Below are 18,697 nucleotides of genomic sequence, written 5' to 3'. Positions count from 1 at the left end.
GAACAGCAATTGTATTTTGTAAACGGCTTGGGCATGCCCAACGGCAAAGCGTCTGTACCGTCAATGCTTTGGTATGCTAGTAAAAACAGCCTTGCCGTATTTGCTCTTACTACTGACAGAAGACCAACAGAAAATACACCATTGTATTTTGCTCCTTTCTTCAACATTTATGAAGATGGTAAAGTATGTATGGGAACTGTAAGTATAGACATTAAAAATTCTGCTTCTGTAGAGGAATTTACCGATGCTTGGGAAGACTACTTTTTTAACAGCTATTTCAGCCATTTATTAGGAAAACAAAATCCCATAAAAGGGAATTGCGTAAGCCTTTGGAAAAAATTGATTGAAACAGGTGAAGCCTTTCCTAAAGATGTATTGAAAAAGAACAACAAAACCCTTAAAAATCTTTTGTGATGAATACCGAAAAACTAAAAGTACATTTTACAGATAACTATTTGATAACTCCCACCAATCCCATTACGGTAAACTTAATCGGTGCAGGTGGTACAGGCTCAAAGGTTTTGACCGCTTTAATGGAAATAAACCACAGCTTAATCGAATTGGGACACGCAGGCTTACTGGTGCGTTTGTGGGATGATGATATTGTGACCAATGCCAATTTAGGAAGACAGCGTTTTGCCGAAATTGAAACAGGGTTATACAAATCCGTTGCACTAATTAACCGTGCAAACCGCTTTTCAGGGACAAATTGGAAAGCCGAAACCACAAAGTTTGAAAAGGACAGTTTGGGCAGAATACCCGAAGAAGCACAGGCAACTATTTACATTACCTGCGTGGATAATATAAAGGCGAGGTTTGGAGTTGCCGAAATTCTGAAAGAAATTTGTAAACGCAGACACCACAGGGATGAACCGAAATATTGGTTGGATTTTGGCAACAGCCAGCATACAGGGCAAGTGTTACTGTCTACCATAGGAAACATTCATCAACCCAATTCGGAGAAATACGAAACGGTGGCAAGCCTGCCAATGATTACGGAAGAATTTGGAGAATTATTGAAGCAGTCCGAACAACACGATGAAACACCGAGTTGCAGTTTAGCGGAAGCTTTGGAGAAACAGGATTTGTTTATCAATTCCTCTTTAACACAAATGGGCTGTTCGCTTTTATGGAGCTTATTTCGGTATGGTATGACTCCGTACAGAGGCTTTTTCCACAATCTGAAAGACTTTCGTACCCACCCCATAAAAGTCGCCTGATAGTCAAAATCGGGCGGCAAAAAGACACTCCCTTCCGATGGTCGGGACAGTCTTTTTGCGCCAAATCGGTGCAACCACTTTACCAAAATGCACCTTTCGCACTTCCTAACTCCGCATTTTACCAAACAGGTTGGAATCTTATTTCTAAGGGATATTCATTATCCCTTTCGTTGTTTCAGCCGACTTCTTTTCTTTCCACATCAGCCACCAAAGAAAAGATTCTGTGTTATAAAACAACTTTTTCTAGTTTTATTTTGCATTAGGTTGTGTAAAATATCTAGAAAATGTATTTTTGCATAACTCAATGAAAAGAACAGTACAAATATCATCTCAAGTTACTCCGCCTTGATCTTAGGCTAACTGTTATATTTCCCAATTTTAATTTATTGGCTTCTCTGTCGTATCCGAAGGTTTTGCTTTCGTGTACCTACTTTTCTATTTACATTTTACAACTTTAAACATAAATCTTTATGCAGAAAATTATCAATTTGTTTGATTTCAAACAGAAAATTAATTACAAAAATGAAATTCTTGCGGGTCTTGCAGTGGCTATGACCATGATACCTGAGTCTTTATCCTTTGCTATTCTGGCAGGGCTTTCGCCTTTGACAGGGCTTTATGCAGCGTTTTTAATGGGTATTGTTACAGCAATCTTGGGAGGCAGACCCGGAATGGTTTCCGGAGGTGCTGGAGCAACGGTAGTCGTACTTATTGCATTGGCTGCATCGCATGGTGTGGAATATCTTTTTGCTGCGGTTATATTAGCAGGTCTACTGCAATTTTCAGTAGGAATTTTTAAGCTGGGTAAATTTGTCCGCTTGATCCCACAACCGGTAATGTATGGTTTCTTAAACGGTCTTGCAGTAATCATTTTTATGGCACAGGTAGCTCAATTTAAAGTTGTAGAAAACGGGATAGAAGGTTGGATGCAGGGACCGGCGCTTTATCTAATGGCTGGATTGACATTATTAACTATAGCTATCGTATTTATATTGCCAAAATTTACAAAGGCGGTTCCAGCATCTTTAGTAGCAATAATAGTTGTCTTTGGTATTGTATATTTTTTCGGCATTGATACTAAAAAAGTAATTGATATCGCCTCTGTAGGAGGTTCTTTACCTTCATTTCATATCCCTGCTATTCCTTTTAGTCTGGAAACATTGAAAATTATTTTCCCTTATGCCTTGGTAATGGCAGGAGTTGGATTGATTGAAAGTCTGTTAACGCTTAATATGGTTGATGAAATAACCAGCACAAAAGGACAATCTAACCGTGAGGCTGCCGCACAAGGTATAGCCAATATCACCAACGGTTTCTTCGGAGGAATGGGTGGATGTGCAATGGTTGCCCAGACTTTAGTGAATATCGGAGCTGGAGGAAGAGCCAGACTTTCTGCAATAGTTGCAGCTATAGCAATCTTATTGATCATTCTGGTTGCAGGTCCTGTAATCGAGCAAATTCCAATGGCGGCATTAGTCGGGGTGATGATGATGGTAGCTATAGGCACATTTGAGTGGGTCAGCTTTCGAATTATTAATAAAATGCCTCGACACGACATTTTTATTGGTATGCTGGTAGCAGTTATAACTGTACTATTACATAACTTAGCTTTAGCCGTTTTGATAGGCGTGGTTATTTCAGCTCTTGTATTTGCCTGGGAAAGTGCCAAACGAATACGTGCAAGAAAGTATGTAGATGAAGATGGTGTAAAGCATTACGAAATTTTTGGCCCGCTGTTCTTTGGCTCTGCTATGGCATTTACAGAAAAATTTGATGTTGTAAACGATCCCGATGAGGTGATAATAGATTTCAAGGAAAGCAAAGTTGTAGATATGTCCGCAATTGAAGCCTTGAATAAAATTACAGAGAAGTATCACAAGGAGGGTAAAAAACTACATTTACGCCATTTAAGCCAAGACTGCAGGCAGCTGCTAAGAAATGCCGAGTCGGTCATTGATGTAAATATTATTGAAGATCCAACTTATAAAGTAATGACAAATAAGTAATATTTCATTATCCTTATCAACATCGAAAGCCACAAGAAAAAATTTCTGGTTTTCGATGTTTTTTTATGATTTTCAGTCTATAGTTTTCAACTAAATTTTCGGATCTATCAAATATTGGGTGATTATATGTTTGGCACTATAAATTAACTTCAAACAATAAATATTTAAAGTATTGCAGAGGCTCAAATCTAAGCTTCAGCATTCGTGTATTTGCCTTTGCTCGATGACTTCAAAATTAAATACCCTAATATCCCAGCAACCAATGAAGCAATTAATACTGATAATTTTGCTTCTTCAATAAATAGCTGATTGTCAAAAGAAAGCATAGAGATGAAGATTGACATTGTAAAGCCTATACCGGCTAGCAATCCCAATCCAATCATGTGAATTAAATTACTGTTCGCTGGTAACTGACCGACTCCTAATCTGGAGCATATAAGTGAGGTAGCGACTATTCCGATCGGTTTTCCAAATATCAGTCCCAAAGAGATACCTAAGCCTAATGGAGAAGTCAAGCCTTCAATCATTTCGTGGCGAATTGTAATATTTGTGTTGGCAAATGCAAAAATGGGAATGATTAAAAAGTTAACTGGTTTTACAAGCGCATGTTCCAGCCTCTCCAATGGAGATTCAACCGCTGTATTATTAGTTGGCAGGGTCATAGCTACCAGTACGCCCGCAATAGTTGCATGAATGCCGGAATGATGTACAAAATACCACACAAACACTCCTGGTATCAAATACAGATAGGGATTCTTCACATTTAATCGGTTCATCAAAATCAGTATTGCAATTCCAATCCCTGCATAGCCCAAGTAGGATAACTCAATTCCTGATGAATAGAAAACAGCAATTACTAAAATGGCAATCAGATCATCCACAATGGCCAAAGCTGCCAAAAATATTTTTAAACTGGTTGGAACCCTTTTGTCCAAGAGAGAAATCACGGCCAATGCAAAAGCGATATCGGTAGCCATCGGAATTCCCCAGCCCGAAACCGTTTCACTTCCAGAATTGAAACTTATATAAATCAAAGCCGGTACAACTGCACCGCCAATGGCAGCGATTATTGGCAAAATAGCTTTCTTGGGAGAAGAGAGCTCTCCTTCAACAATTTCTCTTTTAATTTCCAGACCTACCAGCAGAAAGAATATTGCCATCAATCCATCGTTAATCCACATGCTTACTGAATAATTCAGGTGTATGGCTTCATTTTCAAAACCCAGTTTTGTGTCCAATAAATTTTGTAACGGTACGGCCATTGATGTATTTGCAACTATCAACGAGATCACCACGCATAAAAAAAGGAGCAAACCTCCGAAATTACTTGATTGAACAAAGTCTTTGAAAATCTTTAGATTGATCTTATCCTTCATGTTTTAAATGTAAAGTTAAATATCGCAATTTACCAATATTAGCGCATCAAACCTAATAAATAGAACCCAAAAGTGCATTCAATAGCTTTGACTTGGGATAAAGAAATCTACTTATTTAAAAAAGAGAATTTCTTAAAATTGAACATGTAAAATCCTGCGATAATAGCAAGCGAGCCAGTACCCTTTTAAATTGTAAGATATAGTTTTGGGCTATTTCCCAATTATTATACTTCTGATGAAATTATGCTGTATTGATATGCTGAGTCATAATATGCATTATTTTTCCATAGTATATATGTCAATTCCAATAATTTCCTTTGGATGGCAACTATTGCCTTCATTTTAATTCCATGCTTTGAAACTATTCTTAAAAAAATATCTTTGAATCTTTCATCTGTCCGGATTGCAGCCAGTGCCGGAAAGTGCATTACCTTTCTTAAATTCCTATTACCTCGCTTGGATATTCTAGGTTTAGATTTCACTGAGGTTCCAGATGTTTTTTCTCTTACATCTAATCCTGCATAACTCACCAACTGTCTTTTATTTTTTATTAACTCGAATCCGTTTGTTTCGGCGATAATGGTTACAGCAGTTATATTCCCAATTCCAGGAATAGAAGATACTATTTTCATCTTTTCGACTAGAGCATTATCTTCTTTGATAAGTATGGCAATCTCTGCTCTTATCTCCTTTTCCTGTAAATCAATAAGAGTTATTCTTTTTTTAGTTCGTTTCACGGAGCTTTCACTTGATCTTGCCGAAGTGCGTTCTGCATGAAGCTGGTTTTTTAGCATTGTACGCTCCTGTACCAGCTGCTCACGTTCTCGGCAAAGATTTCTCAAGTCATTGAATATTTTTAAAGGAGGTTGCCAACTTTCCAGTTGTCTTTCTAAACCGAATCTCGCAATGGCTTGTGAAGCACTCTTGTCAGTTATAGTTTTTATGTCAAGTGTTCGGGCATAATTACTGATCTTGTTTGGCAAAACGATACTTACTTGTTTTTTAATATTGCAAAGATAGTAGGCTAAGGATTCATGGTAGACTCCTGTAGCTTCCATTACGTAACGTACTTCAGTTGTAATTGACGTCTGCTTATTTACCCATGATACAAGACTTGAAAATCCTTTTTTAGTATTGGGAAATACTTTGTAGGCATAGACTTCTATGCTAATCTGCTCATCCATTCTACCAAGCGATACAACTAATTCATTTTGTGCAACATCAATTCCTACTGTCTGCTTTAATAATACCTTCATCTTATCTGGTTTAGGTAAGTGATAACCTTTCTTCATCTTTTCTCCTGACTGGATATACTGGCTATAAGACTCATTATAATGAGCAAATTCCTTACATTCTGTTCAGATTCTAAAAGGTTAAAGAAGAGGAGGCAGTCTCTTTTCTTGAATATACCATAAGGCTATTTAAAGCAAAATCTGCTCTCGCCCTTCTTCACTTAGATTATATTATACAAACATAGGAGAAGCAAAAGAACGTCGCCTTACTATAACTGGATTTTCTGTCATTCCAAATTACTGAATTGGCTGTGTTTTCCACACAGAAAATCCTTCAAAAAGATTTTCAATGCTTTCAAACTCTATAAATGCGATTAGTTCTTTTTTGCACTGTTTTTGGAATCCCTTGAAACGATGAAAATCTGTCAAAGGTATCTCGCAAAGCTGACCTATGGTGTGAATATCTAAAACCTCCATCATACTATTCATTCTCTTACTAAAAGGAAAATGGCTTTTATAAAGCTTTTTTTGCAGGTCAGTTTCGATTTTATTTTTTCTTTTTTTAATTTGTTGAGTCTCACCTTTTTTAATTTGTTGAGTCTCGCATTTAAAGTCGTATTTTAACTGTTCCAATTTGTGCTTATAGTCATCAATTTCAGCAAGTAACTGGGTTACGCTCTTTACTTTTTTATACGTTTTCGCGTAAATTTGGCGAACACGTTCACCGGTGACCCCATAAATGGCGGCCACTTCCTGAAGCGTCATTTTTTCTATCAGGAGCTTTTGCAATACATCATATTCCTTTTCAGAGAGTACTTTTCGGGACATTTCGATATAAAATCTATTGGTAAGTGCTATTACATCTTTCATAGGAATGTTGTTAAAATCTCATTATTAAAAATAGTCTTTGGATGCCACAAATTAGAACCAAGATAATAATGTTTATTCAGTTATACAATGAGCTTAATAGAGATCCATAGGGTAATAGCAAATAAAACAACCCGAAGATGATCTTCGGGTTGTGATTAAATACGAACTTTATAGTGAGAGCATAAAAACCTATATCTGACGGCTAATTACTGCTGTTAAACTCAAAACTCAACTGCCTTTCGTTCCCGAAATTATCCGAAATCCATACATCAAAGGATTGGGAGACGGTGGAGTTCGAAGTATAATACAATCTGAATTGCTTAGCCTGCAACGGGTACAAATCGTTGGGCAGATAAGGTGACGTATCGTTATACTGCAAAGTTCCTTGTCCGTCAAACTGAAAGTAGCGAAGATAGTATTGCGTGTTGTTATAATTGCCGGTTGGCTGTATCGTCAGCCTAATCTCCACGGTATTGCCATTAGCAATTTCTTTGGGTATGGGCATCACCTTTACCTCAAAAGGGAAATCATTTTGTATTTCCAGTTCGTCTTTGCTACAGGATGAAACGGAACTTATCAGGATTCCCAGCAATACATACATTGACAGTAATCCTATTCTGAATTTATTAAAAAATGTTATCATTGTTTTATATTTTAAAAGTTAATCCTCAATCCCAGACCGGCTGAAGGTCGGAACTGTTCCAGGTCCGTACCCCACAAAACTTTTGTGCGACCCTGAAGAATCAACACAAAACGGTCGGACAGGTATGTTTCAAAAGACAGCCGTCCGCCTGCGCCGTAAATGAAATTGTCCTCAGTCAGTATTTTTGCCCCGTCATACAACAAAGCTTCGCCACGGTTAATGCTTTCATAACCCAGTACACCAGTTATTGCTGCATTCAGGGTAATGTTCTTACGGGTATCACCCAACATGAAGAAACTATAACCACCTTCTGATGTGTAGGTTTCCTGTGGTAAGCGGAGGTTTTTATACTCATCATACTGGTACGTATATTCCAATGCCCAAAGCTGATAATTACCATTTTTACCGTTTAAGGTCATTCCAATATTGAGGTAGTAGTTCCTGTCGGGATAGACATCGGATAAGATTCCTGCGTTTACCTCCAGTCCTTTCTGTTTAGGCAGCATTCGTTGTGCCTGTGAGATAGTGATGCCTATAAGGAAGAACATCATTATATAAATATACTTTTTCATTTTTCTGTTATTACGTTTAATGGATTACTAAAATTTAAGGTGCATATCGTTAATCAAACTAGCCTTAATCAAATCGGAATTTTCTACCTGAAGCGTTTGGTGTCTGCCACCGTTTTTCTCAAAGATTTCAATCAGCAAAACCTTGTCATCGGCAATGGTAAACTGGTCTAAAAGGAATACGTTTTGTTCGATTGCTTTCCCGCCAATCTCATTCAATGGCTTATAAGTACGTAATGGTATCATTGGTCTTTCCTGCACTACGGTACGCTTGGCTACTTTTTTATCTACTACTTTGAAATTGATAAAATCAATTCCGAAAGGCACATTGGTACGGTTTCTCAATTCTGTATGGAAATAGTATTTGCCATTGTGTATGTAAATTCCTTTTAGGATAAACTGAATACCGAAACTTTTAGCACCGATATGCTTTACAATTCGCTGGTCTTTTTTGTAAATCGTTTCCAAAAGCAAACCTGACAATGATGGCGAATTGTTACCCAATTCTTCAAAAAGCACATCATTTCCATTTTCCTTATCCACTGCTTTTTGCATTGTCAGCAGATCGTAACTCAACGCTTCCGGATAAGCACTATAATATACATTGAAGCTGTAAAATCGACCGTCATTGGTAATTACCGAAAAATTGGTTTCCGTTTCGAAATCTTTTACCGATGCTTTTACACGAAGTACGTTTTCCGCATCTTCTGCTTTTCCTGCAATCAGGTATTCGCTTCCCAAATCCACATAACGTATGGCGGTTGGGAAAATCAAATGAGTAGTCTTGTCATAAGTTACTTGCATTTGGTACGGTTCTATCTTGCCTAAATTTAGCGGTGCTTTTATACTGTCTTGTGCAAAAGTGTTTACGGCAAAGCCGATGATAAGGGCAAAAGCCCAAAAAGTTTTTATATGATTTTTCATTTTCTTAATTATTTGAGTTCAATATTATTTTTTAGAAACAAGGAAAACTTGATGTCCTGCTTTTAGCGTAACTTTTGGTGTTCGTATTTTTTTGGCGAAATAACCCGAAATACCTTGTACGGCACTTTTACTGAGGTCGGAACCAATCTGTTGTCCTGTTGACGAGTTCATACTGAAGCTTGAACCTGTGGCATTTCCCATATTGGCTACGATGTCGGTAACTGCATTACGTTCTGGCGAATAGGGAACGTACAAACCCTGCTGACCATCGAGGTCGTAGATGGTTATATCTACTGGGATAATATTGCCCTCAAGCTCAATAGATGTAACTTTTAACTGTAACCTGCCACCTTGAAACTTTCCGATTGCCGTTAAAATTGTTCCCTGCGGAATGGTACGGTTTGGCGTTTGTGCAGGTTCTAACAAACGCAGTCGTACACCGCTTTCGCCAATAATGGTCTGTGTTTCCTGTATGCTGGCTTTTACGCTATTTTTTGGTTGAGCGACTTGCTCTACTGTTCCAGCAGTATAGAAACCTCGGTTTTTGTTTTCGCTCCAGTCGGCTAAAAAAGCACTATCTGTAGGTTCTCTGTACAAAGCCGATACAGCTTTCTTTCTTGTAGGTGTGAATGCTACAAAATATTCTTTCTGAGAATTTGAAGAAGAACCTCGGCTAGCACTGTCGGTGCTTACAGGTTTTTCGGTATTTCCTCCCGAAGGCAGATACTTTGAAGCCATCTGGTACGATTTTTCCATCAACGTCAATTGGTCATTTACAGTTACACCGACAGGTATATCTTTTTCAGCCAATTTTTCTTTTAGTTCGTCCAATTGCCTGCGTAGTTCTTGTGTTTCGCTGTTATTATCCTGATAAAATGAACCTAATGTGCTTTGTGCATTTCGGTAACTGTTTAGTGTAGAAGTGCCCGATTTTCCAGTCATCATACCATTGTTTTGGTCTTCTTCGGGCAATTCTTCTTTAGTCTGCTGTGTGCTATCGGTATTCCAATAATCCGATAGCGTAGTTAGGGCATTTCGGCTTTCCTGGTCTTTCTGTTCCAGCATATCTTGCTCATAAGCTTTTTGTTTATCATCCTGCATTCCTGCTTCGGTAGCCTGTGGAAAAGCATCGTTTAGTCCGATGTTTTCCATTTCTTTTTTATCTGCCGAGGGTTTAAATATCAGGTATAAACAACCCATAAAAACAATCCCCATTAAACCAAAAATGAGTGGTTTTTTAAATCGTTCAATGGCACTCTTTTTATCCTCCGTAAGGTTGGATACTTTGTTTTGGTCGCCTTCCTCAACCAGAATGCTGACCCTTTTTTCATTTTCTTTCATAAAATTTATTTTTAAAAATTGTTGTCAATGTGTCCTTCAGCTTTTCAGCACTTTCTTTCTTTTTGAGAACAGGATTTTCGATATGCTCAATGACCAAATTGTTATCGGCTTTGCCTGCATCATACCATACTTTTAAAATAACTCCTGCGGTAAGCAGTAGATAGCCTATAAAAAAGTATAAGGTGTATTTATGCTGTTTTCCAACGGGTAATGCCCGCCATCGTTCGTCCAACTTTTTAAAGTAACTGTCCATATTTGCTCTTAATTTTTTCATACTTTAACTGTTATTGAGTGTTATAGCCTAAAGCGTCTTTGTCCAACAGGGTTTTTCTGTTTTTCAATTTCACTTACCATTGAAACTGCTTCATTCGCTTTGGGTGCTGTTTCCACCGAAAGATTGAGGAGTTCCGAATGCTTTAAGATATTTCCAAACCGGTCGTTCTTTTTTACCTCCATTTTGCTAAGGCCAAATGTTCCGTTTTCGTGTTTTACCCACAAATTGCATTGGACACTCGGTCGGTCATCTCCTGCCCAATGGAGGTAGCCAGTCAGAATTAAATCCCCTTTTGGCAGCTGTTCTTTTCCGCTACTACAAGCTTCCAGATATTCGCTGATACTGTCTTTTAGTTTGCCGGGATAAGCCGATTGAGTATGGAAATAACCATTATAGCCTTTATCCGAAAGGTTTTTTGAGAACGTGTCTAAATCGAGTAACTGTTTCATAATCTTTGTTTTTAGCGTTGAATAACTTCAATGTCCTTATTCTCTACCACGGCAAATTTTTCAATATTGAAACCTTGCGGGTTATTGTCTGAACGGACAGAGTTTACAAGGAAACAGGACGTTACCAAGCTTCGCCTTGTCACATTGCTGGAACGGATGATGAATTGCTTAGCGTAAGTACGCACTGCATAAGGATGATTGTCGAAATTGCAGACCACACTATCCACCTCGATACGTTGCTGTACATTACCCGATATGATACGGTTGTAATAACCTTTTTCGGAAAGATCTTTGTAATAATCAAAGGCACTTTTATCGGCAAGATTGAACGCCCGTTTCATATTGCTTTCAATGGCATTTTTGTCGGGTGCAAGTGTAAAAAAGAGTTCGTGAAAACGTCTTACGTGTTCCCTTGCCTCAACCGGACGGTTGATGGATGCATCTTGCGAAAGAGCCAACATCAATGATTTTCCATTGTCTAATACATAAATTTTTTGGCGCTGTTCTGTTGCAAAGCTGTAGGACTGCCATACGGCATATCCTACAACGCTAATGCATAGAACGGCAAACACAATGGCGTACAGCCTTATCTGTCTAAAGCTGTTTTCGATATTTCTGAGTGTTTTAAATTCCATTTCTTAAGTGATTAATTTTATTTACTTATTAATTAGCCTGCCACCAATATTTCCTGCAACAGACCCAGCTCCAGCTCCGGCAAGATTTCCCGATTTCATTGCAGTTTGGTTAACATTACGGGTAAAGTTTCCGGCACCCCCTGCCTGAATAATCCAACCCGTTACCGTTGGAATTGTAAAATATCCTACAATACCGATAATCATAAAAATGATATACACGGTATTACTTGTATCGGGTATATAGGTTGGGTCGGCAAGCATTTCGATATCCCGTTCCAATATCAGCGATTGTATCCTTGCTAACATCGAACTGAACAAATCTGAAACTGGAAGCCAGAGGTAAACACTTATATACCTTGTAAACCATTGCGAGAGCGTGGATTGAAAACCGTCCCACACGGAAATAGCAAAGGCAATTGGTCCGAGTATGGACAACACTATCAGAAAAAATGTTCGTATGGTATCAATAACCAATGCAGCCGCCTGAAAAAGTATTTCCAGTAAATTGCGAAACCATTCCTTTATTGCTTTCTCAATCTTGTAGGCTTGCCTGTCCATATACATTCCTGCCATTGTTCCCACATCAGAAGGCGACCAGCCCAATTCCTCCAATTTCTTATCGAATTCCTCATCCGATGCCATATAAGCAGTTTCGGGATTTCTTACCATTGCTTCGTATTCCAATTGGTCTTTCTGCTGTTGCAATTTATTGAGGTCAAGTACCTGGTCTTCGAGAATGGAATGGGTTCCTGTTACTATCGGATTGAGAATTGCATTGATGGTTCCCAACACGATTGTTGGGAAAAACATAATGCAAAGTCCCAAAGCAAACGGACGTAACAATGGAAACATATCAATTGGTTCGGCTCGGCTTAAAGCCTGCCAAACCTTTAATGCCACATAGAACAAAGCGCCTAATCCGGCCACACCTTTAGCTACTCCTGCCATATCACCGGCAAGTGGCATCATATCATCGTACAGCGAACGCAGTACTTCGTGAAGATTATTCCATTCCATTTTTACCAGTATTTTTGGTTAGAAGTTCCATACAAGTCAAGCACTCGTTTGGCATCGTTTTTCTTTTTCGCTCTCAGGTAGCTTACAGATATGTTCTTGTTGGTGTAATAGCGAACAAGACTGTGATAATGCTTTACCTCTTTGTACACACGGTCGATAACATCCATACGCTCTTTGTCATTTAGCGAAAGGCTGGACGAGGTTATAATCTGCTTCAATTCCTTTAGCAGTTCCGTACTTTCATTTAGCAATGAAGAATAACCGTTGCCGATGGCTACCAATTCCTGTGGCGAAAAATTTGGATCGTTCATCATCTTGCCAAAATTCTGCACATACATTTCCGAAACATCACCTACCAACAAAGCAGTCTGTTGCACTTTACGAGCATCTTTTACAAGGTTGTTTATAGCCTGTAGTTTGTCGTAATACTCTTTGCCTTGCTTATACACTTTTTCCACTTCCTTAAAATTCTTAACCACATTGCTTACAGTGGAAGAAGTCTGTATAATTTCGTTCGCACTATTGAGGATGCCTGAAGCCAGATTTGCAGGATCTGTAACCACGAATTGTGCTTTTGCGGACGGTGCTACGGCAAGCGTTAATGCCATACACACCATAAAAATGATTTTTTTCATTTTCTTAAATTTTAAATTGTTAATGAATTATTGATTTGCACTATCACGCCGTTGCATAGCGATGTGCTTAATGGCGAGTTCTACATTGCCATCCAGTTCAGATGCGAGTTGCATCACTTCCAGTTTTTCGGTTTCTTCGGTGGTGTATGCGAGATATTCCTCCAAACTAACTTCTGTGGCATATACCGCAGAGTGTGTTCCACCCAAGCCAATCCATACTTCCTTGTAAAGTCGTGATGGGTCGTTGTTCATATTGATAGAAAGTACTTGCGCTTTTTCCTTATCTGTAAGTCCTAGCATTGCCTGTATATCATCGAACTTGTTCATATACTTTCGCTGGTCGAGCAGGATTTTACAATCGCTGTTGTTTATGATACTTTCCTTTACAATGGGCGATTGGATGATATCGTCCACTTCTTGTGTTACCACAATGGCTTCGCCAAAAAACTTCCTTACCGTTTTGAATAAATACTTGATGTATTCAGCCATTCCTTCTTTGGCGATGGCTTTCCAGGCTTCTTCAATCAGGATGAGTTTTCGGATACCTTTTAGCCTTCTCATTTTGTTGATGAAGACTTCCATAATGATGATGGTCACAATTGGAAAGAGGATTTTATGGTCTTTGATGGCATCAATCTCAAACACAATAAAGCGTTTGGAAAGCAGGTCTAATTGTTTATCAGAATTCAACAGATAATCATATTCGCCACCTTTGTAATAAGGTTCCAAAACATTGAGAAAATTGGCAATGTCAAAGTCTTTTTCCCTTACTTGTTTTTCTTCCAATACCTTACGATAATCGCCTTTCACATATTCATAGAAACCATTGAAGGATGGAAAAATATCATCTTGTTTAATGCGTTCGATGTAACCGCTTACGGCATTTGATAATGCAACTTCTTCCGAACGGGTCGGTGGTTCATCATCACGTTTCCAAAGGGTAAGTATTAAGGTTTTAACACTTTCTCTTTTTTCAATGTCAAACACACCATCATCGGTGTAGAAAGGATTAAAGGCAATAGGATTATCTTCGGTATAAGTAAAGTAAACGCCGTCTTCGCCTTTGGTTTTGCCTTTGATGAGTTCGCATAAACCCTGATAAGAATTGCCAGTATCAACCAACAAAACGTGAGCACCTTGCTCATAATATTGGCGAACCATATGGTTAGTGAAAAACGATTTTCCACTTCCCGAAGGACCCAGTATAAACTTGTTCCGGTTCGTGATGATACCCCGTTTCATCGGTAAATCCGATATATCCAAATGAATAGGCTTTCCGGTCAATCGGTCAGCCATCTTAATGCCAAATGGCGATGGCGAATTGTCGTAATTGGTTTCTTCTGTAAAAAAACACAAAGCAGGTTCAATGAACGTGTAAAAACTTTCCTCACTCGGAAAATCGCCTGCATTACCCGGCATTCCTGCCCAATATAGTGTTGCTACATCCGTAGTGTTGTGGCGTGGTTTGCATTCCATTAATGCCAAAGCGCTACCACTATCATTTTTTATTTGTTTGAGTTCGTTGGCATCATCTGACCAAGCCATAATATTGAAATGCGCTCTGATGGATGACAGTCCAAAACTATGTGCCTCATTCAGGTATTTTTCTATCCACTCTTTGTTGATTTGATTTGCCCGACTGTAGCGAGCCAACGAGTGCATATTTCTTGCAGACTTTTCAAACTTTTGCAGGTTGGCTTCGCTATTATCCAAAAACAAATACTGGTTGTAAATATGATTACAGCTTAACAGCAATCCCACAGGTGCAGCAAACGACAAACGGCAGTCGCTTCGGTCGGTAGATAGTTTTTCAAAACGGGTATCAGCAGATACTGTTCCGGGTAAATCGTCGGTATCAGATAAAGTGTGCAGGCACAATCTTTTGTTACCAATACGAATTTCTTCGCCACCCAATGCAATGTCTTGCATCGGTGTTCCAACTTCTCTTGATAATGTTAGGTATTGCTCCAATAATCCCTGCTTTCCATCTGTACCTATGATTTCGTCTTCGGTCAACCGTTGCAGTTTGATAAACCCACTATCGTTTACGATACGTTCAAATTGTGCAATGGCTTCCATAAAGCGATGTATCACTTCCTTATCCCTGATTTCCTTCGGTATCAGCGTTCCTTTGCAAAGCGAACTGAAATTACTCTGCATTCGCATACGCTCTTTGCTCGTTTTAGTTAGAAATAGATAACAATAATGGTTCAGAAAAGGACGTTCATTGAAATGGCGTTGGTAGGATTTTGCTAGAAAACTTTGGTCATCTTTTGCCAGATCTGGCGCATAATTTTCTTTGATGTACCAATCCTGTTTATGGACTATCGTGAAATCTGGCAAGGTTTTGATAGCCTTATGCCAAGCGGAATGGATAGCTTCATATTCAGCAGAAGCCACGGTAAACAGCTCCGGCAGACGTACTTCAAAGCAGGCAGTAATGTCCGCATCTTTTGACAGAATACAATTGTTCTCTACCGCCAATAATGGAAACTTGCTTTCCAGTGTTGTTGATTTTGCTGTATTTATCATCGTACATTGGATTTAGTGGTAAACTTTAAATAACGATGTACAGGCTTGCGACAAATGATGTAACGAGGATGCCGTTTATTAGCCGCTATTTTCATTAATCCGTGTTCTCCATATTTTCTATTCAGTGAGAAGGTTTGCCACACAATTAGCGAAGCACCACCTGCTCCAAGAAAAAGACAGATGTAAGAATTAACCCCGATCATATATAATATCATCACGAGGATTAGGGTTCCGAGCAATCCACCTGCGAAAATGAACAAGTATTGTGCTTTCAACCCTTTAAATTCCACCGTTCTTCCAATACCCTTATTGATGTTATAATTACTCATAAGGCAAGGGATTAAAGGAAGAATGAACGAAGGACGGTTGCCGCTACGATGAGGAAAATACACGCACCGAACCACGAAGCCGCCGTTTTGCTTGTATCAGGATCACCCGAACTGAACTTGTTGTACACTTTAACACCTCCGATGAGACCTACTACGGCACCAATGGCGTAGATGAGTTGTGTGGCAGGGTCGAAATAAGACGTTACCATTTGGGTTGCTTCGTTGATACCGGCTGTACCATTTCCTTGGGCGAAGGCACCAATTCCTGACAGCATTGCTACCGCTGCCAGCAAAGCTTTTTTTCTCTGTTTTTTCATAATTGAAACACATTAAATTGTTATTCTTTCCCACACCTTGCGGGCTTTCGTGACAAAGGTGTCTCAGAAATGAAGGCGTTATAACAAAGTGGTAGTCAAAGGAATTGTTTGGCTGTGGGTGGCGGTTAGAAAAAAGAAATGTAGTATATTAGTACATTTGAAATGTTCAATTATAAACTTCATTTTTTAATGTATATATCTAAAGTTAGCCTCATCAATTACAGAAATTTCGCAAATGCAAATTTTAATTTCAAAAAAGGAATTAATACCATTATAGGCGAGAATGGATCTGGAAAAACAAATGTTTTTAAGGCTGTAAGATTGCTTTTGGAAGATGCTTCCTTACAATATGCTTACAAGCTTACGGAAGGAGATTTTAATAGAACTTTGGATAAGAATAAATGGAAAGGTCATTGGATAATAATCAGTATTGAATTTGATGAACTTAATGATGAAGAAGCTATTCAATCGTTATTTATCCACGGAGCCGGAATTGCGGAAGAGGACTATGTGAAAAAAGCTACCTATAATCTTTTCTTTCGTCCCAAAGCGGATATAAGACAAAAGCTATCTGAATTAGCCAAAGGAGATACTGCTGGATTACAAACCTTGCTTGATGAAATCAATATTCAGGATAACTACGAAACTTTCTTTACAGGAAAAAGTATCGCTGACTTTAATGACCCGGCTGTATATAAGGAATTGGTTGGTGATTTTGAAAATGTTATTTTTCCTCCCACAATAGATGCCTCAAAATTCGGGTCAAAAATCCCACATCAAATGTCAGTTGCTAAAGAAATCTCTTTTACATTCATTCAAGCTTTGCGGGATGTTGTTAGCGATTTTCATAATAACAGAACTAATCCATTATTTACACTTTTGAAAAATAAAAGTGGTGAAATTAAAGAAGCGGATTATAAGCCAATTAGTGATTTGGTTAACGATTTGAATGAAAGTATTGAAGCACTTCCCGATGTACAAAATATTAGGGATGATATTAAATCTACAATTCAAGATGCTGTAGGACTTACTTATTCTCCGTCATCATTATCTATCAAATCCAGCGTTCCAGACGAAGCAGAAAAATTGCTTCAATCTTTAAAGCTATTTATTGGCGAGCCTGGAGAAGAATATGAAGGTGGCATTCACGAATTGAGTTTAGGTGGAGCAAATCTAATTTTCCTAACTCTAAAGCTGTTAGAGTTTAAATATCAAAAGTCCAAAGATACTTTTGCTAATTTTTTAATCATTGAAGAGCCCGAAGCCCATATTCACAATCACATTCAAAAGGCTTTATTTGATAAGCTGGATTATGGAGATACACAGATTATATATTCAACACATTCTACACAAATATCTGAAGTAAGCAATGTTGAGAACATTAATATTTTGGCTAAAAAATTAAATTATGCTGAAGTATATCAGCCCTCTACGGGATTAGGACCTGAAAATATAAATCAGATACAACGCTATTTGGACGCTGTGAGAACCAATTTGCTTTTTGCTAAAGGGGTAATTTTAGTAGAAGGAGATGCCGAAGAAATTTTAATCCCTACTATGGTTAAAAAAGCTTTTGGAGTAAGTTTAGATGAACTTGGTATTAGTCTTATAAATATTAGAAGTACAGGTTTTGAAAACGTGGCTCAGCTTTTTCATAATGACCGAATACAAAGAAAGTGTGCCATACTCACAGATTTAGATGATGCTATCTGTGACACCACAGAAGTTGTGGGTGATAGTGATGCATTGAAAAAGTATAAAAAGAAAGTGGCCGGTTCCAAACAAAAAGGTTTGGCTAGAAAGGTGAAATTAGATGCATTTGAAGTTGGCAATATTTGGGTGAAAGCTTTTTATGCAAAACATACTTTTGAAGTAGATTTCATTACTGAAGGAAATGAATTGGAAGTTAAGAAAATAATTAACCAAGTTTATGTAGATCAAGATACACGTGATACTGCAAAGGCAGATATTGAAGATGCTGACGTTTCTATTTATGGGAAACGTGTACTTACGATGGCAAAACAAGAAGGAAAAGGTTGGTTTGCTATAATGTTAGGAAAGCATATTTCGTACAAGACTATTCTTCCCAGTTATATAATTGATGCCATTTTTTTTGCTAAAGAAACGTCTCCAAATACCATTGCAGATATAATTGATTATCGAATTAAGAAAAATTTTGGGGATGATAACAAATTGGATTTTACAAGTTGCAAAGTAGAATTGTTAAAATATAGAAACGGAGAAACCACTTTAGGAGACTTAGCTTTCGACTTCGACCTCGTTATTCCTGACGATCAAATTTTAACGCTAATAGATAAATTGAAGTAG

The 18,697-nt window shown here is 38.2% G+C and carries 18 protein-coding genes and 1 pseudogene; 4 read left to right on the top strand and 15 right to left on the bottom strand.

The features are described from left to right. The 3 genes and pseudogenes from DR871_RS13365 to DR871_RS13355 form a co-directional block, all read left to right on the top strand. A pseudogene (locus DR871_RS13365) lies at window positions 1-414 on the top strand (PRTRC system protein B); the annotation flags it as partial. After that, window positions 414-1,220 carry a PRTRC system ThiF family protein gene (locus DR871_RS13360; protein ID WP_086452612.1) on the top strand — a complete coding sequence of 269 codons (807 nt, stop codon included), beginning with the start codon at window positions 414-416 and terminating at the stop codon, window positions 1,218-1,220. The pseudogene DR871_RS13365 and the gene DR871_RS13360, both read left to right, overlap by 1 nt. 470 nt (window positions 1,221-1,690) lie before the next feature. After that, complete coding sequence (locus tag DR871_RS13355; RefSeq protein WP_113667121.1) at window positions 1,691-3,226, top strand: SulP family inorganic anion transporter; 1,536 nt, start codon at window positions 1,691-1,693, stop codon at window positions 3,224-3,226. Between the two features lie 188 nt (window positions 3,227-3,414). On the opposite strand, the gene nhaA is transcribed toward DR871_RS13355, so the two are convergent. The 15 genes from nhaA to DR871_RS13280 form a co-directional block, all read right to left on the bottom strand. Further along, window positions 3,415-4,602 carry a Na+/H+ antiporter NhaA gene (gene nhaA / locus DR871_RS13350; protein WP_113667122.1) on the bottom strand — a complete coding sequence of 396 codons (1,188 nt, stop codon included), beginning with the start codon at window positions 4,600-4,602 and terminating at the stop codon, window positions 3,415-3,417. A 224-nt stretch (window positions 4,603-4,826) separates the two neighbouring features. Further along, the gene (locus DR871_RS13345) at window positions 4,827-5,858 is read right to left on the bottom strand and encodes an IS110 family RNA-guided transposase (protein ID WP_113667158.1); all 1,032 of its coding nucleotides are present in this window, start codon (window positions 5,856-5,858) and stop codon (window positions 4,827-4,829) included. Between the two features lie 273 nt (window positions 5,859-6,131). Continuing rightward, window positions 6,132-6,704: a sigma factor-like helix-turn-helix DNA-binding protein gene (locus DR871_RS13340; protein ID WP_086452610.1), complete on the bottom strand. Its 573-nt coding sequence runs from the start codon at window positions 6,702-6,704 to the stop codon at window positions 6,132-6,134. 202 nt (window positions 6,705-6,906) lie between these two features. Beyond that, window positions 6,907-7,347, bottom strand: coding sequence for a DUF3872 domain-containing protein (locus tag DR871_RS13335; protein WP_086452609.1), 441 nt, complete (start codon window positions 7,345-7,347; stop codon window positions 6,907-6,909). An 11-nt stretch (window positions 7,348-7,358) separates the two neighbouring features. Then, complete coding sequence (locus DR871_RS13330) at window positions 7,359-7,919, bottom strand: conjugal transfer protein TraO (protein ID WP_086452608.1); 561 nt, start codon at window positions 7,917-7,919, stop codon at window positions 7,359-7,361. Between the two features lie 27 nt (window positions 7,920-7,946). Beyond that, window positions 7,947-8,840, bottom strand: coding sequence for a conjugative transposon protein TraN (gene traN / locus DR871_RS13325; RefSeq protein ID WP_113667123.1), 894 nt, complete (start codon window positions 8,838-8,840; stop codon window positions 7,947-7,949). 24 nt (window positions 8,841-8,864) lie between these two features. Next, window positions 8,865-10,181: a conjugative transposon protein TraM gene (traM, locus tag DR871_RS13320; RefSeq protein ID WP_113667124.1), complete on the bottom strand. Its 1,317-nt coding sequence runs from the start codon at window positions 10,179-10,181 to the stop codon at window positions 8,865-8,867. Next, window positions 10,168-10,455, bottom strand: coding sequence for a nitrogen regulatory IIA protein (locus DR871_RS13315; protein WP_113667125.1), 288 nt, complete (start codon window positions 10,453-10,455; stop codon window positions 10,168-10,170). Before DR871_RS13315 ends, traM begins: the two co-directional genes overlap by 14 nt. Window positions 10,456-10,475: 20 nt before the next feature. Beyond that, window positions 10,476-10,904 carry a hypothetical protein gene (locus tag DR871_RS13310; protein WP_113667126.1) on the bottom strand — a complete coding sequence of 143 codons (429 nt, stop codon included), beginning with the start codon at window positions 10,902-10,904 and terminating at the stop codon, window positions 10,476-10,478. An 11-nt stretch (window positions 10,905-10,915) separates the two neighbouring features. Beyond that, on the bottom strand, window positions 10,916-11,539 hold the full coding sequence (traK, locus tag DR871_RS13305) for a conjugative transposon protein TraK (protein ID WP_113667127.1): 624 nt from the start codon (window positions 11,537-11,539) through the stop codon (window positions 10,916-10,918). A gap of 21 nt (window positions 11,540-11,560) precedes the next feature. Further along, the gene (gene traJ / locus DR871_RS13300) at window positions 11,561-12,556 is read right to left on the bottom strand and encodes a conjugative transposon protein TraJ (protein WP_074590704.1); all 996 of its coding nucleotides are present in this window, start codon (window positions 12,554-12,556) and stop codon (window positions 11,561-11,563) included. A 2-nt stretch (window positions 12,557-12,558) separates the two neighbouring features. Next, window positions 12,559-13,191: a DUF4141 domain-containing protein gene (locus DR871_RS13295; protein ID WP_113667128.1), complete on the bottom strand. Its 633-nt coding sequence runs from the start codon at window positions 13,189-13,191 to the stop codon at window positions 12,559-12,561. Window positions 13,192-13,218: 27 nt separating this feature from the next. Continuing rightward, complete coding sequence (locus DR871_RS13290; RefSeq protein WP_113667129.1) at window positions 13,219-15,723, bottom strand: TraG family conjugative transposon ATPase; 2,505 nt, start codon at window positions 15,721-15,723, stop codon at window positions 13,219-13,221. After that, window positions 15,720-16,052, bottom strand: coding sequence for a DUF4133 domain-containing protein (locus tag DR871_RS13285; protein ID WP_113667130.1), 333 nt, complete (start codon window positions 16,050-16,052; stop codon window positions 15,720-15,722). Before DR871_RS13285 ends, DR871_RS13290 begins: the two co-directional genes overlap by 4 nt. Window positions 16,053-16,063: 11 nt before the next feature. Next, the gene (locus DR871_RS13280) at window positions 16,064-16,369 is read right to left on the bottom strand and encodes a DUF4134 domain-containing protein (RefSeq protein WP_074590696.1); all 306 of its coding nucleotides are present in this window, start codon (window positions 16,367-16,369) and stop codon (window positions 16,064-16,066) included. Window positions 16,370-16,558: 189 nt separating this feature from the next. Here DR871_RS13280 and DR871_RS13275 point away from each other — a divergent pair, with 189 nt between their 5' ends. Further along, entirely contained in the window at window positions 16,559-18,697 is a 2,139-nt protein-coding gene (locus DR871_RS13275; RefSeq protein ID WP_113667131.1) for an ATP-dependent nuclease, read from the top strand.

Source organism: Flavobacterium petrolei, assembly GCF_003314435.2.
GTDB lineage: Bacteria > Bacteroidota > Bacteroidia > Flavobacteriales > Flavobacteriaceae > Flavobacterium > Flavobacterium petrolei.
This window is presented reverse-complemented; position numbering and strand designations above follow the sequence as displayed.